The sequence below is a fragment of the Embleya sp. NPDC050154 genome (assembly GCF_044460165.1).
Lineage (GTDB): Bacteria > Actinomycetota > Actinomycetes > Streptomycetales > Streptomycetaceae > Embleya.
In genome coordinates this window covers 119756-143042 of the sequence record NZ_JBITJP010000028.1, presented here as the reverse complement: position 1 = coordinate 143042, position 23287 = coordinate 119756, and the positions used below count along the sequence as shown (strand labels likewise).

General features: G+C 71.2%; 24 protein-coding genes and 1 pseudogene. 15 read left to right on the top strand and 10 right to left on the bottom strand.

What is annotated here, in order from left to right:
- Nucleotides 1-23 precede the first annotated feature (23 nt).
- On the bottom strand, nt 24-1673 hold the full coding sequence (locus ACIBSV_RS41275; protein ID WP_395872543.1) for a M14 family metallopeptidase: 1650 nt from the start codon (nt 1671-1673) through the stop codon (nt 24-26).
- A 387-nt stretch (nt 1674-2060) separates the two neighbouring features.
- On the opposite strand from ACIBSV_RS41275, the gene ACIBSV_RS41270 reads away from it, so the two are divergent.
- Both ACIBSV_RS41270 and ACIBSV_RS41265 read left to right on the top strand, forming a co-directional pair.
- Nucleotides 2061-2951 carry an alpha/beta hydrolase family protein gene (locus ACIBSV_RS41270; protein WP_395872542.1) on the top strand — a complete coding sequence of 297 codons (891 nt, stop codon included), beginning with the start codon at nt 2061-2063 and terminating at the stop codon, nt 2949-2951.
- A gap of 77 nt (nt 2952-3028) precedes the next feature.
- Nucleotides 3029-4195: a glycerate kinase gene (locus tag ACIBSV_RS41265; RefSeq protein ID WP_395872563.1), complete on the top strand. Its 1167-nt coding sequence runs from the start codon at nt 3029-3031 to the stop codon at nt 4193-4195.
- Between the two features lie 432 nt (nt 4196-4627).
- On the opposite strand, the gene ACIBSV_RS41260 is transcribed toward ACIBSV_RS41265, so the two are convergent.
- The gene (locus ACIBSV_RS41260; RefSeq protein WP_395872540.1) at nt 4628-4798 is read right to left on the bottom strand and encodes a hypothetical protein; all 171 of its coding nucleotides are present in this window, start codon (nt 4796-4798) and stop codon (nt 4628-4630) included.
- A gap of 302 nt (nt 4799-5100) precedes the next feature.
- Between ACIBSV_RS41260 and ACIBSV_RS41255 the strand changes: the two genes are divergently transcribed.
- Entirely contained in the window at nt 5101-5796 is a 696-nt protein-coding gene (locus ACIBSV_RS41255) for a GntR family transcriptional regulator (RefSeq protein WP_395872538.1), read from the top strand.
- On the top strand, nt 5793-6575 hold the full coding sequence (locus ACIBSV_RS41250) for a carbon-nitrogen family hydrolase (RefSeq protein ID WP_395872536.1): 783 nt from the start codon (nt 5793-5795) through the stop codon (nt 6573-6575). Before ACIBSV_RS41255 ends, ACIBSV_RS41250 begins: the two co-directional genes overlap by 4 nt.
- Nucleotides 6576-6689: 114 nt before the next feature.
- On the opposite strand, the gene ACIBSV_RS41245 is transcribed toward ACIBSV_RS41250, so the two are convergent.
- The gene (locus tag ACIBSV_RS41245; protein ID WP_395872534.1) at nt 6690-7193 is read right to left on the bottom strand and encodes an NUDIX domain-containing protein; all 504 of its coding nucleotides are present in this window, start codon (nt 7191-7193) and stop codon (nt 6690-6692) included.
- Nucleotides 7194-7763: 570 nt separating this feature from the next.
- Between ACIBSV_RS41245 and ACIBSV_RS41240 the strand changes: the two genes are divergently transcribed.
- The 8 genes and pseudogenes from ACIBSV_RS41240 to ACIBSV_RS41205 form a co-directional block, all read left to right on the top strand.
- Nucleotides 7764-8051, top strand: coding sequence for a hypothetical protein (locus ACIBSV_RS41240; RefSeq protein ID WP_395872532.1), 288 nt, complete (start codon nt 7764-7766; stop codon nt 8049-8051).
- On the top strand, nt 8048-8290 hold the full coding sequence (locus ACIBSV_RS41235; protein WP_395872530.1) for a type II toxin-antitoxin system RelE/ParE family toxin: 243 nt from the start codon (nt 8048-8050) through the stop codon (nt 8288-8290). The genes ACIBSV_RS41240 and ACIBSV_RS41235 overlap by 4 nt, the downstream gene beginning before the upstream one ends.
- A gap of 357 nt (nt 8291-8647) precedes the next feature.
- The gene (locus tag ACIBSV_RS41230; RefSeq protein WP_395872528.1) at nt 8648-9733 is read left to right on the top strand and encodes an acyl-CoA dehydrogenase; all 1086 of its coding nucleotides are present in this window, start codon (nt 8648-8650) and stop codon (nt 9731-9733) included.
- Nucleotides 9730-10512, top strand: coding sequence for a PIG-L deacetylase family protein (locus tag ACIBSV_RS41225; protein ID WP_395872526.1), 783 nt, complete (start codon nt 9730-9732; stop codon nt 10510-10512). The genes ACIBSV_RS41230 and ACIBSV_RS41225 overlap by 4 nt, the downstream gene beginning before the upstream one ends.
- Nucleotides 10509-11150 carry a class I SAM-dependent methyltransferase gene (locus tag ACIBSV_RS41220; protein ID WP_395872524.1) on the top strand — a complete coding sequence of 214 codons (642 nt, stop codon included), beginning with the start codon at nt 10509-10511 and terminating at the stop codon, nt 11148-11150. Before ACIBSV_RS41225 ends, ACIBSV_RS41220 begins: the two co-directional genes overlap by 4 nt.
- A gap of 35 nt (nt 11151-11185) precedes the next feature.
- A complete protein-coding gene (locus ACIBSV_RS41215; protein WP_395872522.1) occupies nt 11186-11875 on the top strand; it encodes a glycosyltransferase in 690 nt (229 codons plus the stop codon).
- Between the two features lie 444 nt (nt 11876-12319).
- Nucleotides 12320-13555, top strand: coding sequence for an NAD(P)/FAD-dependent oxidoreductase (locus ACIBSV_RS41210; RefSeq protein WP_395872520.1), 1236 nt, complete (start codon nt 12320-12322; stop codon nt 13553-13555).
- Between the two features lie 584 nt (nt 13556-14139).
- Nucleotides 14140-14337, top strand: a pseudogene (locus ACIBSV_RS41205) (alpha/beta hydrolase); the annotation flags it as partial.
- Nucleotides 14338-14490: 153 nt separating this feature from the next.
- Here the strand turns inward: ACIBSV_RS41205 and ACIBSV_RS41200 are convergent.
- The gene (locus tag ACIBSV_RS41200; protein WP_395872518.1) at nt 14491-15708 is read right to left on the bottom strand and encodes an MFS transporter; all 1218 of its coding nucleotides are present in this window, start codon (nt 15706-15708) and stop codon (nt 14491-14493) included.
- A gap of 124 nt (nt 15709-15832) precedes the next feature.
- Between ACIBSV_RS41200 and ACIBSV_RS41195 the strand changes: the two genes are divergently transcribed.
- On the top strand, nt 15833-16165 hold the full coding sequence (locus tag ACIBSV_RS41195) for an ArsR/SmtB family transcription factor (protein ID WP_395872516.1): 333 nt from the start codon (nt 15833-15835) through the stop codon (nt 16163-16165).
- 15 nt (nt 16166-16180) lie between these two features.
- Here ACIBSV_RS41195 and ACIBSV_RS41190 read toward each other — a convergent pair whose 3' ends face one another.
- The 5 genes from ACIBSV_RS41190 to ACIBSV_RS41170 all read right to left on the bottom strand — a co-directional run bounded on the left by ACIBSV_RS41190 (nt 16181) and on the right by ACIBSV_RS41170 (nt 20461).
- A complete protein-coding gene (locus ACIBSV_RS41190) occupies nt 16181-16432 on the bottom strand; it encodes a hypothetical protein (RefSeq protein WP_395872514.1) in 252 nt (83 codons plus the stop codon).
- Between the two features lie 246 nt (nt 16433-16678).
- Complete coding sequence (locus tag ACIBSV_RS41185; protein ID WP_395872512.1) at nt 16679-17653, bottom strand: alpha/beta fold hydrolase; 975 nt, start codon at nt 17651-17653, stop codon at nt 16679-16681.
- A 593-nt stretch (nt 17654-18246) separates the two neighbouring features.
- Nucleotides 18247-19170, bottom strand: coding sequence for a hypothetical protein (locus ACIBSV_RS41180; RefSeq protein WP_395872510.1), 924 nt, complete (start codon nt 19168-19170; stop codon nt 18247-18249).
- Nucleotides 19171-19925: 755 nt separating this feature from the next.
- On the bottom strand, nt 19926-20201 hold the full coding sequence (locus ACIBSV_RS41175) for a DUF4873 domain-containing protein (protein WP_395872508.1): 276 nt from the start codon (nt 20199-20201) through the stop codon (nt 19926-19928).
- Nucleotides 20198-20461 (bottom strand): hypothetical protein, encoded by a 264-nt coding sequence (locus tag ACIBSV_RS41170; protein ID WP_395872506.1) that lies wholly within the window; start codon nt 20459-20461, stop codon nt 20198-20200. The genes ACIBSV_RS41175 and ACIBSV_RS41170 overlap by 4 nt, the downstream gene beginning before the upstream one ends.
- A gap of 315 nt (nt 20462-20776) precedes the next feature.
- Between ACIBSV_RS41170 and ACIBSV_RS41165 the strand changes: the two genes are divergently transcribed.
- A complete protein-coding gene (locus ACIBSV_RS41165) occupies nt 20777-21217 on the top strand; it encodes a VOC family protein (RefSeq protein ID WP_395872504.1) in 441 nt (146 codons plus the stop codon).
- Nucleotides 21218-21596: 379 nt separating this feature from the next.
- Here the strand turns inward: ACIBSV_RS41165 and ACIBSV_RS41160 are convergent, their stop codons facing one another.
- On the bottom strand, nt 21597-22268 hold the full coding sequence (locus ACIBSV_RS41160; RefSeq protein WP_395872502.1) for a DUF4097 family beta strand repeat-containing protein: 672 nt from the start codon (nt 22266-22268) through the stop codon (nt 21597-21599).
- A gap of 242 nt (nt 22269-22510) precedes the next feature.
- On the opposite strand from ACIBSV_RS41160, the gene ACIBSV_RS41155 reads away from it, so the two are divergent.
- A complete protein-coding gene (locus ACIBSV_RS41155; RefSeq protein ID WP_395872501.1) occupies nt 22511-23245 on the top strand; it encodes a helix-turn-helix domain-containing protein in 735 nt (244 codons plus the stop codon).
- Nucleotides 23246-23287 lie beyond the last annotated feature (42 nt).

Below are 23287 nucleotides of genomic sequence, written 5' to 3'. Positions count from 1 at the left end.
CGGGAAACCGCCGAGGCACCCGCTCAGAAGGTGACCTTCCAGGAGTCGATCTTGCCGGTGTCGGCGGAGGCGACGTCCTGCACCTTCAACCGCCAGGTGCCGTTGGCGACTTCGCCGGAGACGTCGACGGTGTAGGTGGTGATGACGTTGTCCGCCGAGTCGTTGGCACTGGAGTTCTTGAGTCGGTAGACGGAGTTGTCCGGTGCGACGAGGTCGATGGTCAGATCACCGCGCCAGGTGTGCTTGATGTCGACGCCGACCTTGAGTCCGGCGGGCGCGTTGCCCGGTACACCGGTGACGGCGATGTCGCTGAAGACGGCCGCGCCGTTGTCGGGGATGGCCACGTCGTTGGTGTTCTCGAACGTGGTGCCGGGCGGCTCCCCGCCGCAGGTCTTGCCGATGGCGCGTGGGGGACAGTCCGCGTAGTCGAGCAGATGCAGGACGGCGGCCTTGTTCCGGGACGTCTCGCGATCGATGACCTCGTCGGGCGGATAGAAGCCACCGTTGCCCGACGCGGGATACATCTCGAACGTGTAGGCGTAGATGCGTTGATCGCCCCACAGCCAGTCGTCGATCGAGCCGTCCGTGATGTAGAGGTCGGACGACTGCTCGGGGGTGTAGCGGTTGGTCGCCGCCATGGCCCGGCCGATGGTGGCGAACGTGTTGTACTCGTCGGCGGTCATGCCGGGCACGACCTCGTCGTACGTCCAACCGAAGGGCCACAACACCAGTTCGCTGTAGGTGTGGAAGTCGATCGCCGCGGTCACCTGCTGCTTTCCGCCGACGACGCGGCTCTTCACCCAGTCGGTCACGGCCTTGACCTCGGGCGCGGATTCGGCCCTGGGTCCGCGATAGGTCTCACTGCCCGTGCTGCCCGAGGATCCGCCGCAACAGCCCCACTTGTAGTTCCAGTTGCGGTTGAGGTCGGTACCGACGTTGCTGGAACCGGAGTTGGGCTGCCGGTTCTTGCGCCAGCTTCGGTACGAACCGGTGGCGATGTCGAACTCGCCTCCGTCCGGGTTGACATCGGGCATGATCCAGATCTCGCGGCTGTCCACCAGCGCCTTGATCCGCGGGTCGCCGGCATAGCCGTCACCGAGCAACTTGATCAGGTAGAGCGCCATTTCGACGGTCAGGTGCTCCCGGGCGTGTTGGTGGTGGGTGAACAACACCTCCGGTTCCGCCTCGTCGACCGTCACGTTGTCCGAGATCTTCAGCACGTACAGGTCGCGACCCTCGTAGGAGCGCCCGATGACCTGCTTCGTGATCAGCGTCGGGTGGTTGGCGACCGCCTTGTCGATCTCGGTGACCATCTCCGCGTAGTTGTGGTAGCCGGAGTCCGCGGGCGGGAAGTCCCGGTTGATCCGGCCGCCGGGGGCGGGCGGGGCCTCCGCGTTCACGGTGAAGCCGAGCGCCCTGATCCGCCGGACCTCCTCCGGGGTCGCGGTGATCGACAGGCGGCTGTCCTCGACACCGTTGACGGCGGCGCCCGTCGCCGCGATGGCGCTGCGCTGTTGGGTGGTTCGCACGCCGACGACGCTGTACTCGGCCGACGTCGTGGCATCCGCGGACGACGGTGCCTTCTCGCCGACGGCGGGGTCGGGGTTGACCGCGACCATCGCGAGAGCGACGGTGAAGGCAGCCGTCAGGACGGACAGGCGTTTGCGTTTCACACGTGTACCTCCTCGTGGCGGCATCGGAGCGCTCCGATGCCGGAGGGATTGCGTCGTGTGTCGACGGACGCCGTCGGTGGGAGGCCGACGACAGGCCGCTCGGGCGGATCGCACGGCGCGCGATGGCGCGCGCCGGAGGCGATTCGGTACGGGGGACGTGCTCGGCACCGCGGCACCGGAGGTCGAGGGGACCGCTATCAAAGGGTAATCATCCGACCCCGGAGCGCGAATCAGGGAAAACCCTTGTCGCCCCGCCGGTTCGGGGGAGGGTTTCCGCGGGGGGTGCGCGGGTGGGGGATGCGCCGGACCGTTGCCGCCGGGCCGAGGCAAACCTTCGTTCGGGCGCGTGCGATCGGGTGACGCCAGCGCTTCGACGAGCCGTTGACCGTGCTGCACGTCGACCGCCGGACGGGGGAGATACTCCCGGCCGACGCGCCTACCCCCCCTGGTGCCGGGCGTCCGCGCCGGCTCGCACACCGTGCACTCCACCGACGGCACCCCCTGCAACTGTGGGCATGCCGACCCCCGGACGCCGACGGGCCGCTTCCGCTGGTGCTCAACCTGCACGGCGGCCCGAACCTGGTCTCCGTCGACTCCTACAACCCGCAGGCACAGGCCTGGGTCGCCTCGGGCGTGGCGTACGCGTCGTTGAACTACCGAGGCTCGGTCACCTTCGGCCGCCGGTTCCGCGAAGGCTTCATCGGCTCCATCGGCGACCGGGAACTGGAGGACATCGAGTCGGCGGTTCGGCGACTGATCGCCGACGGTGTGGCCGACGCCGGACGGATCTTCGTCACCGGTGCCTCCTACGGAGGCTTCCTGTCCCTGCTGGCCGTGGGCCGGTTGTCCGAACTGTTCGCGGGGGCCATGGCGTTCGTCCCGATGGCCGACTGGGTGACCGCCTACGACGACATGAACCCGGCTCTGCGCGCGGCCTGGAAGGCCTTCTTCGGAGCGGCCCCCGACCTCGACCCGGATCGCTTCCGGCACTCCTCGCCGATCACGTACGTCGACGCGGTGCGCGCGCCCGTCTGGATCATGCAGGCCACCCACGACACGCGTACTCCGCCCAAGCAGGCGTACGCCTACGCGAAGGCCCTGCAAGACACGGGCGCAGACGTGTGCATCGACTGGTTCAGCGGCGGCCACGAGACCAGCAGTCGCGGGCAGGAGATCCACGACCAGCAGCGGATGACGGACCTCGTCCGAGCCGCCCTGCGCGGTGCGCCCTGGTCCCGGGGCCCGGTCGAACCGCCGTCCGGACAGGGTCTCGGATGACCCGGGGCGCGTTCGCCCCGCAACCACGCGACCCGGCCCGGGGTGCCGGCGCCGACCCGGGTCCTGGGCCGCGCGCGATGCCGGCGCCGCACGTCCTGCTCGTGCCGGACAAGTTCAAGGGCTCGCTCGGCGCGGCGGAGGTGGTCCGGCATCTCGCGGCCGGACTGCGCCGTGCCCGCCCCGGCCTGTCGGTGAGCGGCCTGCCCGTTGCCAACGGTGGCGAGGGCACCGTGGACGCCCTGGTCCATTGCGGCTTCCGGCGCCGCGTGGTCACCGTCGGCGGCCCCACCGGCCGGGCCGTACGCGCCTGCTATGCGCAGCGTGGCAGCACGGCCGTGGTGGAACTCGCCCAGAGTTCCGGACTGGGGCTGCTGCCCGGCCACGTCCCCGCGCCGCTCACCGCGAGCAGCAGGGGCGCCGGCGAGGTCGTGCGCAAGGCGCTGGACACCGGTGCGCGCACCGTCGTGCTGGGGCTGGGCGGCAGTGCCTGCACCGACGGGGGAGCGGGACTGCTCGGCGCGCTGGGGGCCCGGTTCACCGATGCCGGCGGGCGAGTGATACCCGACGGCGGCGCGGCCCTGCGCGACCTCGCCGACGTCGACCTGTCCGGCCTCGATCCGCGGCTGGCGGCCACCGAATTCGTCCTCGCCACCGATGTCGACGCGCCTTTGTCGGGACCCGGCGGGGCCGCGGCGATGTACGGACCGCAGAAGGGCGCCGGGCCCGAGGACATCGGCGTCCTGGAGGCCGGACTCGGGCGCTTGCTCGAGGTCCTGACGCGGACCGTGGGTCCGGGGGTCGTACGCCTGGCGGTCCTGCCGGGCGCCGGGGCCGCCGGCGGCAGCGGCTTCGGCGCGCTGGTCGGCCTGGGCGCGCGGTGCCGACCCGGCGTCGACGTCGTCCTCGACGCGGTGGGGATCGACCGGGAGTTGCGCGCGGCCACCCTGGTGGTGACCGGGGAGGACTCCTTGGACCGGCAAACCCTCCATGGCAAGGCCCCGTTGGGCGTTGCCCGCCGCGCCGGCCTCCACGGCGTCCCCGTGATCGCCGTATGCGGACGCCTGAGCCTGACCCGCGATCAGCTCGCCGCGGCCGGATTCCGGGCCGGCTACACCCTGGCCGGCCTCGAACCCGACCCGGAACGCTCCATCGCCGCCGCCGCCCCGCTGCTGCGGGCCATGGGGCGGCTGATCGCCCACGAGCATCTCCCCGACCCCGCGTCGCCCACGGCACGCGCGAGGTAGCCGCCGTAGCGCGGACCGGGATCCGTGGACGGCTCGGAGAACGGCCACGGATCCCGGTCGCGTTCGTCGGCGTGTGGCGTCGGGCGCGGCGCCTGCGTCCGATGTGGAGTGCACGGAATGCACGCTGTCACGTGGTTCCTCGGTGACTACCTGCCGCATCGGTTCCAACTCCCGGAAACCGTGGGCTGATCCGCCCGCGCCACCGCGGCGTGTTGTTCGGGGTCCGGTGCTCCGATGAGCTGCCCCTGGCGCGGACGCCCCATCCGCACCCTGCGAGCCGAGCTGCGCCGACCCTGACCCCGGACCATCGCCGAATCCGCGCGCACCGCCGAGGTGGTCCATCATCGTCGGCTTGCCCTCGGTGCCCTGGAGCCCGAGCGTGCCCGCGCCGGGCACGGCCAGGGAGGTGGCCGAGCCCCAGCCCTGTTCGGTTTACGGGCGTTTGGTCGGGGGTGGCACGGCCGGGGCGAAGTTGGCGAACGGCTCGGCGGCCGTGATCAGGGCTGCCAGGGCCGGGGACGTGGCGGCGTCGGGATGGGCGGCCAAGGCCTCCCGGGCGCTTGTGATCGCGGCGCGCAGGTCCTCGTGGCGCGAGGTGGGCATCGGGTTCCCTCCGGGACCGAAACGATGATCTTCCGGAGTCGTTTCCGGCCTCGAACAGCGATGATATCCGAGGCCGGACGGCGAACCGGACGGCACACCGCAGCCGTTCGGGGCAGCGAACCGGATTGCGCGATACGGGCAGCCCGATGGGTTCGCCCGGGCCGTGGAGCACACCGGCCGCACGGCTTCCGGCGACTGCGCATCCGTTATCCGTTGTCCCTCGTCCGTGGGGAGCGGCGCGAGGACACGCGCCGTCGAACGCCGCTTGCACGGCTGATACCCCACTTGTATACATGTTGCTCATGAGTGGTGTACGAGCTACGGGCCCGCAACGCGGCTCCGCGCAGGACCTGACCTACCGCTGGCTGAAGCGGCACATCGCACAGATGCCGCGGCACGACGGCACGTTCCTGACCGAGTCGGAGGTCGCGCAGGCGGCGGGGACCTCGCGTACCCCCGTGCGGGAGGCACTGCTCCGGCTCGAGGCGGAGGGTTTCGTCCGGATCGTGCCGAAGAAGGGCGCCTACGTGCCGCCGATCTCGGACGCCGAGGTCCGCGCCGTGATGCAGGCCCGGGAGATGGTCGAGGACTGGACCATCCGGCGGGTCGCCGCTCGGGGGGCGGAGTTCGCCGTCGAGCTGGAGCGCCTGGTGGCGGAGCAGGCCGGCCTGCTCGCCGATCCGGTCGCCTTCATCGACTGCGACCGGGTGTTCCATCGCACGATCGTGCGGGCGGCCGGCAACCCCGTACTGGCCGAGTTCTACGAATCGTTGCGGGACCGGCAGATCCGGATGGGGCTGCGCGCGGTGGTCCGTGCCGAGAGCCGGGCCCGGGCCGTGCTCGACGAACACGGAGCGATCGTTGCCGCGGTGCGCGACGGCGACGCGGAGCGGGCGGGGCAGGCCGTCGCGGCCCACCTGTCGAGCACGCTGGCTGCCCTGAGCGTGCCGGACATGGCGGACTGGACGGGGCTCGCCGCTCGGGAGGAGGGCTCATGAGAATCGCTCTGCTGCAGATTGCCAGTCCGCCGGAGGAGTCCCCGCAGCAGCGGCGGGAGCGGGTCGACGGGATGCTCACCCGGGCGCGGGGAGCGGACCTGGTCGTGCTGCCGGAGTTGTGGGCGGCCGGATACTTCGCCTTCGACGCCTACACCGAGCGGGCCGAGACCCTGGCCGGTCCCACCGTGACGGCGGCCCGCGGCTGGGCCCGGCGGCTCGGCGCCCACGTGCACCTCGGCAGCATCGTCGAGCGCGACGACCGGGGACGCCTGTTCAACACCGCCGTGTTGATCGACCCGGGCGGGGAGATCGCCCACACGTACCGCAAGGTGCACGTCTTCGGCTACGCCTCCCGCGAGGCCGAACTCCTCACCCCGGGCGACACGTTGGAGGTCGCCGACACCGGGCTCGGCCCGATCGGCGCGACCACCTGCTACGACCTGCGATTCCCCGAACTGTGGCGGGGGTTGATCGATCGCGGCGCGAAGTCGGTGATCGTACCGGCCGCATGGCCGGCCGCCCGACGCGAGCACTGGCGGCTGTTCACCACCTGCCGCGCCGTGGAGGAGCAGGTACTCGTGATCGCGTGCAACGCGGTCGGCACGCAGGACGGCGGCGTCGAACTCGGCGGCCACAGCCGGGTCGTCGACCCCTGGGGCAAGGTGCTCGCGGAGGCCGGCACCGCGGAGGGCGTGACCTTCTGCGACGTCGACCCCGCAGTGGTCGACACGGTGCGGGCGGAGTTCCCGGTGCTCGCCGATCGCCGTTGGCCGCTGTGACGGTCGTGGGCACCGGCGCGAAGTACCGACGACCGGAGCGCGGACCGCCGAGGGGCCCGCTGATCCCGCTCGACGCGCAGGAGTTCGTGCGAGACGGATGGGGCCGTGTTCGGATCAGGTCCAGCCGATCTCGGTGTAGAGGCGGCCCGCCTGGATGGCTTCGATCGCGACACGTGCGTAGGGAACGGTCGGTTCGGGCAAGTTGTGGGGGTGCCACCACCCCCAGCCGACGCACTTGTCCGGTTCGAGGACGGTCGGCGTCCCCTTCCACCGGCGCGCCCGGAAGATCAGTTGCATTCGTGGCCGAGTCCCCGGCGGATCCATGAGGTGGACGGCATGTGCGAACTCGACGTCTTCGGAGTCGATCACCAGCCCGGCCTCCTCCCGGGCCTCGCGCACCAGGCACGCGACGGCGGACTCCTGTTCGCAGTGACCGGCTAGGAAGTGATGGGTCGAGGGCGCGTAGAGGGAATCGGGATGCCGCAGCCCGAGCAGGATCCGGCCCTGGGAGTCCTGCACGTACAGGTGCGCGCCGACGATGTTCAACACACCCCGCGTACCCGTCCGCGAGTGCGGGACCCGTACCGCGGCCCCCGCGACGTCTTCCGCGCCGCTCATCGAAGAACCCCCACGGTTCGGCGAACGCCGGTTCTGACGGGCGGTGTTGAGACCGCGTGATCGGGGTGGAGCCGATCCACGACAGCCTGCCAGGGAGCGGAAAGGGCTGGATTGCTTGTCATCACGCAGAGTGTAGAGATTCCCACCGACAGAGACGGTGATGTCCGGCCCAACGCTCCGACCGGCCCGCGTAACCAGCCTCTCCGCCCTGCATCCGGAGCCTCGGGACGGCGCAGCGCAGGGCTGCCGTGCGGAACGGCGCGGGGGCCTCGATCGAGCCGGTCGCACGAGGCATGCGTGCATCCGGCTCGGCGAGGTGCGTGACCGGATCGAACCGGGTATCGGCCACCGACTCGGAAGCAACTCGGATCGGCACATCGACGACCAAGCCGGTGGTGCCGAGGTCGTGGTGGCCCCGGGTATGACCGTGGCGAACCGGACCGTTCTCGAGGAGGCGGAGTCCTGGCGCCGGAGCGTGCGGATGTTCATCCGTTCGGTGTCTCGGATCACGGTCCCGGCACGAACACATCCGGACCGGTCGGCGGTTCGATGCCCATGAAAGGAGCGGATATGGAAGCGGAGCCAGGCGCCGTGTGGCGTACGCGGATCCGCGGACGGTCGACCGATCTGCCCGCGACGCTCGACGATATTCGCGCTGCCCTGCCCGAGGCTCGGCGGGCGGGCTTCGACCGTTGCGTCGGGTCGGCGCTCCTGGTCGATGTGCCCCTGGTGGCGGCACGGTGGAGTCTGCCCCCGGAGGCGATCGCCGAGGACGACACACTGATCGCAGCCCTGCGAGCCGGCGACGACTCGGGCTTCGTCGGATTGCACGACCCCGACGAGGAGGCCCGGCGATGAGTTTCCGAGTGCGATACGCGAAGGACGCCCAGGCCGACGTCCACGATCTCGCGTCCGAACCCCGCCGGCGCTTCGACACCGAACTCGCTCGCCTCGCCGGCGATCCGTTCGGCAGGGAATCGATCGCACTCGGGGAGCGCGACTACCGTCAGGTGCGCCTGGGCGGTTGTATCGCCACCTATCACGCGGACGAGGACGCGCGAATCGTGTCCGTCGTGCGTGTCATGGGTCCGCAATGACCCGTATGCGCCCGCCCGGAGCCCGCCCGACCCGGCGTCGCCGAACGAATCGAACTTCGGCGGCGCCGAGCCCGGTCGCCGCCCGGTGCGTCGGCGCTCTCGGCGTCCTGTCCGGCAGCCACGCCGCCCGGGACGACGAGGCGGCGCCCGGCGACGAAGGGGTGTAGGTCCAGCCGTCGGGACCTGCGGCGGACCGGCACCCACCCCGCCGTCGACGCGGGTCCCCCCGAGCGGCACCCGGCACCACACCGTGCCGAAGACCGTGGAGCGACCACTTCGTCACCCGCCCGGCGGCTCGGCCCTTGCCGCTCTCGTGTGACAGAGCGTGCAGATGGGCGTGAGGGGTAGCGGTGTGGGATGAGTATCGACAAGATCAGCGCCGATACGCGCGGTCTCCGGGAGCGGGATCTCGAGGTCGGGGCGTCGGCGGAGACTATCGCTCGGCTCCACCGGGAGGACGTGCGGGATTGGTTCGTCGACTTCGCCCGCCGGTATCCGACCGGCCTCGACGCGCCCGGGGAAGGGGCGACCCGAAAGCGGTGGGAGACGCTCACCGCCACGGCCGAACGGGACCTCGCCCTGGGGCGGCTGGCGGAGGGTCATGCCGATGCTCTCGCGATCATCGCCGAGGTCGGCGACGGCGTCGCGGTCGCGGCCCCGGGGGCACGCTGGGGGGTGTGGGCGGCCGAGCCGCCCGGCAGCAAACTCACCGCCGAACGGCTCGACCGGGGCCGGTGGCGGGTGCACGGGACCCGACGCTGGTGTTCGGGCGCCCTGATGTGCACGCACGCGCTCGTGACCGCCGACGCCCCGGACGGCCCGCGCCTGTTCACCATCGACGTCGGCGCCCCCGGATATCGCGTTCTGCCCGACTCGTGGCCGGCGATCGGCATGGCCGCGAGCGAGACCCTGGACGTCGAACTGGACGCGGTCCCGGCCGAACCCGTGGGCGACGTGGGCGCCTACCTCGACCGTCCGGGCTTTCATCACGGCGGAGTCGGCGTGGCGGCGTGCTGGCTCGGCGGCGCCCGCGCGGTGAGCCGACCACTCGTCGAGGCGGCGGGCAGGGGTCGGCTCGACGAGCACGGGCTGGCCCACCTCGGCGGCGTCGACCTCGCCCTGACCGTCGGCCGGACGCTGCTGGCGCAGGCCGCCGCGGACATCGACGCCGATCCCCTGGACCGGTCGGGCGCCGCACAGGTCCGGGCGTTGCGGGTCCGCGCCGTCGTCGAGCGCACCAGTGCGGAGGTCCTGGAGCGGGTCGGGCGGGCACTGGGCGCCGGGCCGCTGGGTCACGACGCCCGACACGCTCGCGCGGTCGCCGACCTGACGGTGTACATCCGCCAACACCACGCCGAACGAGACCTGGCACGCCTGGGGGCCCTGCGGGCCGCCGCGGTGTCGACCGAGGCGGACGGCCGGCTCCCGGGGGCGACCTCGTGACCGGCGAGCGCGCGCCCGCAGATCCCATCCAGGCCCCCGGCACGCCCGAGCGGGTGTGGCGTGCCTGGCGCGCATTGACCGACCTGCCCCGCGTGGCCCCCTCGGAGATGGCCGGTCCGTTCCGCGCCGGTGGCCTCGTGGTCGTCGCCGCGCACCCCGACGACGAGATCCTGGGCGCCGGCGGCCTGATCGCCGCCCATCTCGACACGGGTTCGCGCGTACGCGTGGTGCTGCTCACCGACGGCGAGAAGTCCCACCCGGGCGGGCCGATCCCGCCGCCGCTCCTGCGCGCGCGCCGAATCCGGGAGACGGAACGAGCCCTGGGCCTGCTCGGGCCGGCGGGGACCTCGGCCGCCGAGATCGTGCGCCTGCGGCTGCCGGACACCGGGGTCGCCGAGCACGAGGCGAAGGCCGCGGACACCCTCGTCGCGCTCGTGGCCGGCTTCGGAATCTGCGCCGCCCCGTGGTCGGGAGACGTCCACGGCGATCACGAGGCGGCGGGGCGGGCCGCGGCGCTCGCGTGCGCGTCCGCCGACGTGGCCCATGTCCAGTACCCGGTGTGGATGTGGCACTGGGCCCGCCCCGACGACCCGCGGGTCCCCTGGGATCGCGCGGTCCGGGTGGACCTGACCCCCGAACGGCGACGGCGCAAACGTGATGCCGTCGGGTGCTTCGAGACGCAACTGCGCCCCCACGCCCCGGGCCGTGACGATCGGGTGATCCTGCCGCCCGAGGAGATCGAGCACTTCGTCCGCCCCTACGAGGTGGTGTTCCGATGAGCGAGGCATTGCCGAGGAAGGCGTTCGACGCGATGTACGCCGCCGCCGCGGACCCGTGGAGCCTCGCGGACCGCGCCTACGACCGGCGCAAGTACGCGCTCACGGTTGCGTCGCTGCCGAGAACGCGATACCGCGACGCGTTCGAACCGGCGTGCTCGGTCGGTGTGCTCACCCGGCTGCTCGCCGACCGTTGTGATCGGCTGCTGGCCTGCGATCTCTCCGAGGTCGCCGTCACGCAGGCCCGCACGCGCACGGCCGACCTCCCGCACGTCCGGGTGGAATGCCTCGTCCTGCCCCGGGAATGGCCGGACCGCCCCGGCGGATTCGATCTGATCGTGCTGTCCGAGTTCCTGTACTACTTCGAACCTTCGGAACGGGACCTGGTCCTGGCCCGGGCCCGCGCGTCCCTGGCCCCGGGCGGAACCGTGGTCGCGGTGCACTGGCGCCCGCCCGCGCCCGGACACGTGGACTCGGCCGAGCACGTGCATGCCGCCGTGCGGGCGCTGCCCGACCTGGTACGCGTGGTCGAACACCGTGAGCCCGACTTCCTTCTCGATGTGCTGATCGACACCCGGGACCGGCCCGGTACGGTCTCCGCCGCGCACGTGTCCCCGGCCGCGGTCGAGGGACTGCGTTGAGGGTCCACGGCAGTCGCCCGCCTCGGGTACGGCGCGTGCTCGTGGTGGTGCCCGCACGCGACGAGGAGGACGAACTCCCGGGCTGCCTGCGGGCGCTCGCTCGCGCCAACGCGCGCGCCGCCGCCTCGGGCGTACCCGTCACCACGGTGGTCACCGCGGACCGTTGCCGTGATCGTACGGCGGACGTCGCCCGCGCGTTCGGTGCGCACGTGGTGGAAACCGACGCCGGGGCGGCCGGGGTCGCACGCGCCGCGGGATTCGCGGCGATGTTGGGCGACAGGTGCGACGTACGGGACATGTGGCTGGCGACCACCGACGCCGACAGCCGGGTGCCCGCCCGGTGGTTGACCCGACAGATCGCGTGGGCCGGCGACGGCTGGGACGCCGTCGCCGGAACCGTTCGCGTGCGCGACTGGTCCGGGCACCCACCGGGCGTGCGGGAGGCATTCGAGGCCCGGTACGACCGCCGTGCCGACAGGAAGCGGCACGTGCACGGGGCGAACCTGGGGTTCTCCGGCGCCGCGTACCTGGAAGTCGGCGGATTCGCGGCGATGGCGGTGGGCGAGGACGGCGCGCTGGTCGAAGCACTGAAGGCGGCGGGCCGTCGTGTACTGCACACCGACGCCCTGCGCGTCCTCACCTCGGCGCGCACCGACCCACGCGCGCCGCGCGGTTTCGGCCACGACCTGCTCGATCTCGACGGCGCCCGCCCGGTGCCCCGGTGACCCTTCCGCCGGGCGTGCCACCGCCGTCGGCGACCATCGCCGCCCAACCCCACGCCTCGAGTGGCGCCCGTCCACACCCGAACGCGAACGGCGGACCGGATCGTCGGCCGAAACCCATCGGAGCTTCGGCGCCGGTGACTTACCCGGGAAGCGGTTCGATGTCGTCGTCCGCCACCACGCGGATGCTGTGCTGGGCCGTTCGGGTGGTTGGGGGGCGGCGGGGGCATCCGGACCCGTCGGCGGGTGCCCGGGGCGGTCAGGATGGCGGGGCCGGTTCCCGGATTTCCCCGGCGGGAGGTCCACTCGCTGTGTCGGTCCCGCCTTCGCGGCGTGGTGCCGCGGACTGTGTCGGTCGCCGTCGTGGGAGCCGTGCGTTCGATCCCGCCTCCGCCCCCGTCCCGGTGACCGGACCGGTGCGGAAACCCGACAAAGGAGGAAGAGAACATGACCGCGAACCGTGCCCATGTGATCGTCGGAGCGGGTCTGGGCGGGGCGAAGGCCGCGCAGACTCTGCGGGAACAGGGCTTCGACGGCCCGCTGGTGCTGATCGGCGACGAGCGGGAGCGCCCGTACGAGCGCCCGCCCCTGTCCAAGGGCTACCTGCTCGGGAAGGAGGAGCGCGAGAAGGCGTACGTCCATCCGGAGCGGTGGTACGCCGACCACGGGGTGGACCTGCGTCTGGACACGACGGCGACCGCGCTCGATCCCGCCGCGCACCGGCTGACCCTCGGCGACGGCAGCCGGCTCGACTACGCCGCGCTGCTCCTGGCCACCGGTGCCTCGCCGCGCCGGCTGCGGGTTCCCGGCGCGGACCTGGACGGGGTGTCGTACCTGCGCAGGTTGTCGGACAGCGACCGGCTCAAGGCCGTGTTCCGGCCCGGGGCCGCGATCGTCGTCATCGGTGCCGGCTGGATCGGCCTGGAGGCGGCTGCGGCCGCGCGCGCCGCGGGCGCCGACGTGACGGTGCTCGAAAGCGCGGCCTTGCCGCTGCTGCGGGCACTCGGCCCGGAGGCGGCCCGGGTCTTCGCCGAGCTGCACCGCGATCACCGAGTCGACCTTCGCCTCGGCGTCGAGGTCGCCGAGATCAGCGGCGACGCCGGCGCGGTGGACGGTGTCCTGCTCACGGACGGCACCCGGATCGAGGCGGACGCGGTCGTGGTCGGGATCGGCGTCACCCCCAACACCGGCCTGGCCGAAGCAGCGGGGCTCGCGGTCGACAACGGCATCGTCACCGACGAGCACCTGCGTACGTCCGCCCCCGACGTCTACGCCGCGGGCGACGTCGCCAACGCCCGCCATCCGCTGCTGGGGCGGCACATCCGAGTCGAACACTGGGCCAACGCGCTGAACCAGCCGCAGACCGCGGCCCGGGCGATGCTCGGCCAGGACGCGGTCTACGACCGGCTGCCGTACTTCTTCACCGACCAGTACGACCTGGGCATGGAGTACACCGGCTACGCCGAACCCGACGGCTACGACCGGGTCGTCTTCCGCGGCGACCTTGCCGCCCGCGAGTTCGTCGCCTTCTGGCTGTCCGGTGGCCGGGTCCTGGCCGGCATGAACGTCAACGTCTGGGACGTGGTCGAACCCGTCCAGGCCCTCATCCGCTCCGGTGCGGCCGTCGACCCGGACCGCCTGACCGACCCCCGGGTCCCGCTGGAGTCCCTGCTCCCGAACTGACCGCCGGGCAGCCCTCGCCGACTCCGTCCCCACGGGCGGCAGCACCGCCCCGGTGGCTCGGGCACTTGCGTGGCAGAGGATCCCGTCGCCTAATCCCGCCGGGGTCGCATCGGTCGATCCGAATTCCCTTGGCACACCCTCGAACGTGGGTCCAGGCACTCCCTCGACTCTGGTGGTGCCCGGTTGCCGCGTGACCGCATGGGGGCGCGATCGTGGTCACGTTCGCGGACGAGGCGAGATCGCGGGTGCGGATCGGCCGGGTGCCGAGTTCCGCTTCGGCGCCGAACTCCGTTCCGGTGCACCTCCGTTCCGGGTTCGGTGGGCACGCCCCGCGCCCCCATGAAAGGGAACGGAAACAATGACCAGACTTCGCAGCGCGTGTTCGGCGGTCGCGGCGGCCTCCTCGGTGCTGGTGTCGACCGCAGGCGCTACCGCGTCCGCCGGCACCGGCGCGGCTCGACCGCCCGCCTTGGACGGCGTGTGGCGCGTCGACGGATGCGGCATGCTCGTGACGATCCAGGACGGCACACTGCGCCAGTACCAGACCACTCCGGTCGGTTGCCCGCCCGGGCCGAGCGCACGGCGTTCCGGGCGCCCTGCCGCCCGTCCTGGTGGTCAACGCCACCCACGACCCGGCTCCCCCGCTGCCGGGTGCCCGCCGCATGGCCGCCGCCTCCCCGAAGACGAACCTGGTCACGGTGGACACCGTGGGCCACTGGGTGTGTACCCGCGAGGAACCGAGGCAGGCGATCGACGCCTACCTCAGCGGTCGAAGGGCCTGAGTCCCGACGTCGATCCGTACGAGGGACCCGCCCGGCCGACCGGGCGGGTCCCTCGTACGGTGACGGTCGCAGTCGCAACCTGTCTCCGACCGCGAGCTCGTGGCGTCTCGAATGCCGACGACGGGGTGTTCCCGAGGCCGTTTCCGGGGGTTCCTACGGGGCTGTCTTCGATGTCACGCCTTCGACGGTTTCGGCTCGGCCGTGGTCGGCGCGGGTGTCGCGGGGGCCAACCCCCGCGGGGTGGCGTGCGGTTCCCAGGTGGCAGAGGAGCGTCACGGCGGTGACGCCCGCGGCCACCGGCCCCAGTTGGGCCGGGGTGAGGTCCAGCCACTCCTGGGCCAGCCCGCCGAGGCCGCCGCCGAGGGCGACGCCGAGATAGAGGGCGGAGGAGTTGAGGCCCAGCAGGATCGGGGCGGCGGCGGGGCCGAGGGCGATGAGTCGGTGCTGTTGTGGGACGACGACGACGCCGACGCTCGCGCCCCACAGGGCCGCCCAGAGCAGGGTGGGTGCGAGGGCGCGGGTGGCGAGCGGGGTCAACGCCAGGACGAGGGCGGCGAGAGCGAGGGCGGCGGTGAGGACACGGGCGGGGTCGTGGCGGTCGACCAGGCGTCCGGCGGTGATGTTCCCGGCGAGCGTACCGACGCCCCAGGCCAACAGAATCAGGGTCGGCAGCGATTCGTCGCCGTCGGTGGCGTCGCGCAGGGTGGGGCCGATGTAGGTGTAGAGCGTGTAAGTGGCGAGGAAGGCCAGTGTGGTGACCGCCAACAGGGCCAGGACGCGGCCCTGCGCGAGGGGGCGCACGCGGTCGGGCAGGGAGGCGGCGGGGAGCGTCACGTCGGGCAGACCGAGGGCGATGCCGACGGCGGCCAGCAGGCCGATCCCGGCGACGGCCCACAGGGTGAGGTGCCAGTCGGCGCGGCCGATCAGCGTGCCGAGCGGCAGTCCCAGCGCGGTTGCCGACGTCAGGCCGCCCAGTACGAGGGCCAGTGCCCGGCCCCGGTGTTCCGGTGGGGCGATGGCGGCCGCGGTGCTCGAGGCCGCGGCGGTGATGATGCCCGCGCCCACGGCGGTGACGACGCGGGCGGCCATCACCACCTCGTAGCTGGTCGCCAGCGCGGTGACGGCGTTGCCGACCACGAACACGCCCAGGGCGACCAGCAGCGCCGACCGCCGACTCAGGCCGCTGGTGAGGGCGCCCATGACCGGTGCCGACAGGGCCAGTACCAGCGCGAACACCGTCACCAGTTGGCCGGCTGCCGGGGTGGACACGCCCAGATCGGCGGCGATGGAGGGGAGCAGGCCGGCGATGACGTAACCGTCGGTGCCGACGGCGAACGTCGCCAGGGCAAGGGGAAACAGTCGTCTCAGCATGGATCGTGCCGCCTTTCCGGAGCATCACGGAGGTGGGTGATCGGCACTGTATGCAATACATGGATGCTTGTCCATGTATCAATGAGTGGGTAGGCTGAGAGCTCGCCACGGACGGAGTGAAGCGATGCGTGAGGTGTCCCAACCTGCGACCGGCGCGATCCGGATGGTGGAGGTGCTGCGAGCGCTGGCCGATCCGGTGCGGCTGGAGATCGTGCAACGGCTCGCCGTGACCGGCGAGGAGAGCTGCAATGCCATCGGCAGCGACCTGGATGTGCACCAGACGACGCTGTCCCACCACTACCGGGTGCTGCGCGAGGCGGGCGTCACCTGGACAACCGTCGTGGGCCGATCCCGGCTGGTGCGACTGCGCCGCGACGACCTCGACGCACTGTTCCCCGGCCTGCTCGACGCGGTTCTCGAAGGATCCCGCCGCACGCAGCCGGCCGGGGAGGGCTGACCGGCGCGATCGTGCCTACCCGGTCGTCGAGCCCGCAGGCGGGTCCGTGTCGGTGAGGACGTCGAAGGACGGGCCGCTGGAAGCCTCGGTGCGGCCGGGGCTGCGGCGGGTGGCGAGCCGGAGCGCGACCCGACCGTCCTGACAGTGCGTGCGGTTGTAGGCCACGGTGATCCCGGATCCGGTCTGCGGCACCTCCTCCTCGTTGACGAAGTACGGCGGGGTGGCCTTGGGCGCGGTGGCGGCGGTCCTTGTGGCCGGGGCGTCCATCCGGGGCAGCGGGGCAGCGGGGCGGCCGGCGGCGATTGGCCGACGCCGAACGGCAGGGTGCGCATCAGTCGCGATCCCGCCGGGTGATGCGCCGCATGGCCGGCATTCCGCCGAACCTCGGCGAACTCCGCCCCTCCACGGGCGAACCCCCCGACGCGATTCCGGCACCGATGTCATCCGCCCGGACCAACCCGACCGCGGCGCGGGGTTGGGTGTGGCACCCCGCGCCGGGATTGGGGTGGGAGGTCATCCGTCGAGGAAGCGGAGCAGTTCCGTGGTGACGAACTGTGGGTTCTCCTCGACGAGCCAGTGGCCCGCGTTCGGTACGTCCACCGCTTGCACGATGTTGGTGATGCGTGGGGCCGCGGTGGCTCGGATCGGGTCGAGTTGACCCTGGGCGGTCATCAGCAGGGTCGGAATGTGTACCGGTGCCGCGGCCGTGGTGTCGCGGACGTCCTTGTCGAGGGCGCGGTAGAGCTCGAAGCCGCCGGACAGGGCCTCGGGCCGGCGGTAGGTCCGCGCGTACTCGTCGATTTCGGCGTCGGTGAACGGGGAGCGATCCGAGGTGCCGCCGAACGCCGTTCCGCCGAAGGAGACTTGGGGGTAGAACAGCGCGAGGTATGCGCGGACGTCGTCGCCGACCACGGTTTCGGGGATCCGGCGTTGGGAGTGGAAGGCGATGTGCCAGCTCAGTGAGCGGTATGTGGGCGCGTCGACCGCGGGGCCGGGGAGCGGTAGGTCGAGGTATCCGAGGCGTGCGGTGTCGGCGGGGAATTGGGCGGCGTACTGGAATGCCACCGCGGCGCCGAAGTCGTGTCCGACGACCCGGGCGTCGCGTACGCCGAGCCGATCGGTGACAAGGGTGTGGACGTAGCGCGCCAGGGTGGCTTTGTCGTAGCCGGTCGGGGAGCCGGTGCTGTCGCCCAGTCCCGGAAGGTCGACCGCGTAGACGGTGTGGTGCTCGGCGAGCGCCGGCATGACCGGCCACCAACCGAACCAGGTCTGTGGCCAGCCGTGTATCAGTACCACCGGCGGGCCACTTCCGCCGGTCACGTAGTGCATCCGGACGTTGTCGACGTCGGCGAACTTGTGTTGGAACCTGCTCGTGAACTTCGGGTCGTTTCGGGTGGCGGCGGCGTAGGACGGGATGTCGTCGTCGGTCTGTGCGCTGCAGGCGGCGGCACCGATCGTCAGGAGGAAGGCGAGGATGACGGTCGCCATCGTCCGCGCCGATCGGAGGGCGTGCTGCGCTGGTGATCGTGGTGCGGGAATCATCTGTTCCTGTCCTGGAGGGGGCGGTGCAGTCGGCGTCCGGTCGCGTTGATCGATCCGTGGCGGATGTCCGGCCGGCCGGTGTGGGAGCCGGTCGGGTCGGGAACATCGCCTGGCAGTCGGTGACTTCGCCCCGATGAATGCCGAGCGCTCGACGAACGCCCGCGTCGCCGGGGGCGGATCGATACCCGCGGAGGACTTCCCGCGGGGTCGATCATCGGGGTCGGGATGCCGGTGCGGTTCACTGAGGTTCCTTGCGTCGGGACACGCTCAGTCTTGTCAGGACCATCGGATACGGCACGAGAACTTGCGGTTCTGGCAAGGTGATCTCGTGGGAAGCCAACCGGAGGACGCGCTCGACGCCGCCCTGAGTACAGGGATTTCAGCCAAGGGCTCGGGAGGGGTGAGTCCGCGGCCTTCGACCACCGGCCGGAGGGCGACCTCCAGGGTGGCCTGCCGCCTGGCCAAGTACGCGGGGACTCGGTGAGAGTGTCGGCCCCGTTCCCGTCCGGGGAGTCACGGCCACCAGGGCCGCTCGACTCCTAGAAACCGCCGTTGCCGGGGGTGCTCTCCCGCCCAAATATCACGGGGGCGGTGTGCGCACGCTCCTGCTGGGGCCGCGCGTTGATGCCGTGCACGGCCGGATTGAGGTCCGGAAGCGGTTGCCCCGGAGTCCACGGTCGGCCGAAGCCCAGGGACGCCGCGATTCTGGTTTTGCGGAGCTCGGCCTCCTCCGGTTTCAATGCCAGACCGGTCGCGGGGTCCGTGTGGGCGTAGAGAGTATCGAGACTGCGCCGCAGATTAGCTGCCTGGCGGTCGATGTCGCCCCAGTTGTCGGCGTTCATCGCCACTCCTTGAGCCCATATCTCCTGAGCCACCCGAGGGGCCTGGGTGCCGTGGAACGCAACCATCGTCGAGCCCATTGCCCAGCGTTCCCCGTAGTTCCTTCCCGCATGGCTGCCCAAGCTGCCGATGATTTCGGGATCTCGCGTGAGACCCTTGAACAACCCGGCGAGAGCGCCCTTCTCGTTCTTGTCGTGAAGAAACGCCGCCTCGCGCGCGCCGGTATGTTGGCCCTCGTGGTAGACCACCATGGCGCCCCCGAACTCCCCGCCGCCGAGCACCACCCCTTTGGTGTGGGTCGTTTGCAACTGGTTCAGCAGCGTGTTCCGCTGCCCCGGCCCAAAGTATTTGGCGTTGAACTGCACGCCGCCATGGTCATCGGCGAAGGCATAGCCGTCGTTGGGGCCCATGTGCATCACGCCCATGCGCCGGAAGCCGTACTTCGGCAAGACCATTCGGGAGTGCAACATGACGATTGCGGCCTCCTTGGCGGTCAACAGGTCCATTTGCTTGAAGTTGGCCGTCGGCTTGCCGAGCGGCGTCCCCAACTCGCCCATGGATCTGGTGACGTCGAAGGACAGCCACTTGGTGTCGTAGGCATGCAGAACCTTCTGGAAGTGCACGCTCTCCGGAGTGATCCCGTCGGACCCGTGGTTGTAAGGGATGGGAGCGGCTCGGTCGCTGTACGAAACCGGTGGGCCGACAGGCGCACTCGACGCCTTCGTCGCTGCCGTGTCCCGGGTGATCCACGGGTTCCGGACGTTCGGCTGTGGAGCGGGAGACTGCGACTGCGGTTGCGACGTGCGCTCCGGCGACGGGCGGAATCTGCGTCGCAATCGCTTGCCCAAACCAGGCTCTTCCGTCATTTCTCCCCCCGGAGAGTAGCCTGCCTTCAATTATGAGTCGGACGATCATAGAAGATGATGATCTTTTGGCGTTTCGTGTGACCGCGGGCGAGCCGGCTTTCGATGGGTCGGCACTGGGTGCTACCGGGCAGGAGCGTCGCCGGCCGGCCGTGAGAAGCGGCGCCGGCAGTCGAGTGCACACCCCAGTCTCAGGAAGACACCGGACGAAGTGTTGCCGACGGGTCGCTGCGGCCGGCGGCGAAGTCGGCTGTACCGTCCACGTCGGCGACCTGATCGTCTCGCGCGACGCCAAGTCGCACTACCCCGCTCAGGTGCCCGACGCCGGTGGCGGGGTTGTGCCGCAGCCGATCGTGATCATTTTGCCCGGGTCTCGGGCGATGGGTCGGCCGGGTCGGGTGGACGGGAGCGCAAAAGGTGGATCCACTCGGTGATCCGACCGGGACTCCCCGTGATCGACGAGCCGCATGGCACGCTGCCCGCGCCGACCGGGGTCGGTGGTCGCACATGTGTGGTCAGAAGGGCGGGACGCCGGTGCCGGTGATGTGGGCGTGGTGGTCCAGGACGCGGTCGACGGTGAAACTCGCCGCGCGTTGGTCCACACGCAGGAGGCGGATGCGGGCCGAGGTGATCCGGTCGAGGTCGACGGAGGGGTCGTCGGTCCACACCCGTCCGTGCCAGGCACCGTCCGCGCCCAGGCGCAGGTGGGCCTCGACCGGGATGCTCGCGCCGTCGGCGGCGACGATGGCGGGCCCGTCGTAGTGATCCTGGGCTCGTGAACTCCCGGTCACGATGCCCCGTGTCCGATGATCTGCGAGACGTGGTCCCCGCCGGCGGCGACGACGAAGGGGTGGCCGAGGGTGGTGGGTTCGGTGTCCAGGTGCAGGACGCCGTGGGTACCGGCGTCCATGATCGGGCCGTCGTCGATGATCGCGCTCCAGGTGCGGGGGAGGGTATCGCCGTCGACCGGCCAGTCGAACAGGTCGAGCGTCACCTCGGCGTCCCCGCGACCGGGGATCGTGACGTATCCGTGGGCCTGGTGGATCTCCATCCTTCGAGTCTGCGTCGGCCCGCCGAATACCGCCGGCGAACCGGGCGGGCTTCAGGGAAGGCCATTTACAACCATACGGTTGTCCCGTGATGTCGCGGGCTGGACGTGGCGGCGTGTCGTCGGAATTCGCGTGTGCAGATCGTCCATCTTGATCTGCGCTGCTTTCGCCCGAGTTGGGACGGTCGGCGCGTGACGAGCGTCCCCGCGCCGCGAGGTTCTCGAAGAAGATGCGGCAGAGGATGTCGAGAAAGGGCCGGCGGCCCCGTCTCAGGGTGGAGGGCCAATCCGGCCCCCACCACGCCAAGGAGACTCGGCATGACGATCAAGCGGATGGACAACGTTCTCATCGTTGTCGAGGACCTCGACGCTGTCATTGCGTTCTTCGTCGAACTCGGCATGGAACTGGAGGGCAGGGCGCCACACGAGGGAAGTTGGGTGGACCGCATCATCGGGCTCGAGGGCGCCCGACAGGAGATCGCGATGTTGCGGACACCGGACGGCCATGGCCGCGTGGAGTTGGCGATGTTCCACACGCCGAAGGCGATCGGCGCCGAGCCGAAGCAGCCGCCGGTGAACACGCTGGGCATTCGTCGCATCATGTTCGCCGTCGACGACATCGAGGACGTCGTCGCCCGACTGCGCACTCACGGTGCCGAACTCGTCGGCGAGGTGTCGCGGTTCGAGGACAGCTATCTGCTCTGCTACGTCCGCGGTCCCGAGGGCATCATCGTCGGACTGGCCGAGGAACTCGGCTGAAGGGTGCCGGAGGGACCTTGCGCCCAAAAGACCGTCCCGGCACCCGCGCCGCGTCGGGCCCTGCGGGTGCGACTCGGCACTGGGAATGATCCCGGGGTGGTGTCGGTTGTGGTGGAGGTCGGTGAGGGTGTGCCCCCGGGCCCAACCATTGCCTCCGTGGACTACCGTTCGGCTGGAGCCACGGTGTGCCTTCCGCCGTGAGGCGGCCACCCTCACCGACCTTCGACGTTTCGTGGCGCCGTTCCCGCATCGGGAGGGGCGCCCTTCTTCGTTTTCGGGTACCGCTGCGGACGCGGCGAGGTCGAGGACGACGCTGTCGCCGCGGGGGCTTGCGCAGCCCCCGCGCGGCGACGGTCGGGTCGGTCGTGGTGGGTGCTTGTCACAGGCTGCGCGCGGTGATGTTGCCGTAGGCGGTGGTGGCGTGGATGTCGAGGCCGGCGGTGGCGCCGTCGGGGTTCTTGAGGGTGTTGTGGATGCGACCGTGAGTGGTGCCGGCGTCCAGGGTGGCGGAGACTCCGCGGGCGGCGCCGACGGAGACCTCGCCGTACTCGGTGCGCAGCGCGAGTGCGCCGTGGACGGCCTCGGTGATGTGGATGTCGCCCTTGCGGGTGTCGATCTCGGCGGGGCCGCCGAGACGGCCGACCGAGACGTCGCCGGCCTGGAGGGTGAGGCGGGCGGTCGCGGTTTCGTCGAGTTTGACGGTGCCCTGAGCGCCCTCGAAGGTGACGTCCCCGAGGCGACCGACGCCGCGGAGGTCGGCGGCGGCGGCCTTCGCGTCGATGCGGGAGCCGGTGGGCAGCCGGACGGTGACCTCGACGGAGCCGGAGGCGCCGAGGATCCGGTTCGTCGCCGATGCGGCCTCGATCCGCAGGACGCCGCCGTCGTATTCGACGGTGGTCTGCTCGACCGCCTTCAGGTCGCGGGCCTTCGAGGCGTCCGCGGGCAGGATCTCGACCGTGGTGTCGGTCCGGTCGGCGGCGATGAAGCGGATGCGTCCCGCGGGGATGTCCAGGACGGCGGTGACGGGGGTGGGGGTGTCGAACTTCTGCATCGTGCTCTCCTTCCGGTGCAGCGTGGCCCCTTGCGGCCCGCTGTTTCCGATGAGGGAAAAGCTACGTTGCGTTCATTGGATCGGCAATCCGGTCGTTGCATAAAATCGACATATATGCAGGTCAAGGCGGGCTAATTGTTGCAATGGTTGTGTGGATAATGCAACGATCTCTGCTTTGCTCGTTGCAATAAATTGAGAGTGAACGCTAGCGTGAGGCCCCACCGAGCATGAAGGAGACCGCGATGCCGGGAGGCAGGCTCACCCAGCAGGAACGTCGGCAGATCGCGCTGGGACTGGCCGACGGCCTCGCCTATGCCGAGATCGCCAGGGGGCTGGACCGTCCGACCTCGACGATCACCCGCGAGGTGATGCGCAACGGCGGCCCCACCGCCTATCGCGCCGACGTGGCCCACCGCGCCACCGAACGGCGCGCCCGCCGGCGCGGGCAGGCCGCTCATCCGGGGTCGGAGGCGCCCCCGCAGGCGCACGGGCGCGATGCCGAGGCCGTGCGCGAGTACGAGGAGGTGTTCACCACCGTGCTCGTGCAGTCGGGCCTGGCCAGGATGATGTCCCGGGTCCTGGTGTGTCTCTACACCACCGACGCGGGCAGCCTCACCGCGTCCGACCTCGTCCGGCGCCTCCAGGTCAGTCCGGCGTCCGTGTCCAAGGCGATCGCGTTCCTGGAGAGCCAGGGCCTCGTCCGCCGCGAGCGCGACGAACGCCGGCGCGAGCGCTACTTCGTCGACGACGACGTCTGGTACCAGTCGATGATGGCCAGTGCCCGCTCCACCGCCCACCTCGGCGACGTCGCACGCCAGGGTGTCGACGTTCTCGGTGCCGGAACCCCCGCCGCCACGCGCCTCGAAAACATCGGCCGCTTCGTCGACTTCGTCTCCGAGAGCATCGCCCGCGCCGCGGAGCAGGCCCGCGAGGTCCTCCACACGAAACCCGAATCGGCCCCGGACGGCACTGCCTGAGCCACGTTCCGATCGCGGAAGGACACTGGTCTCGACGCTCGC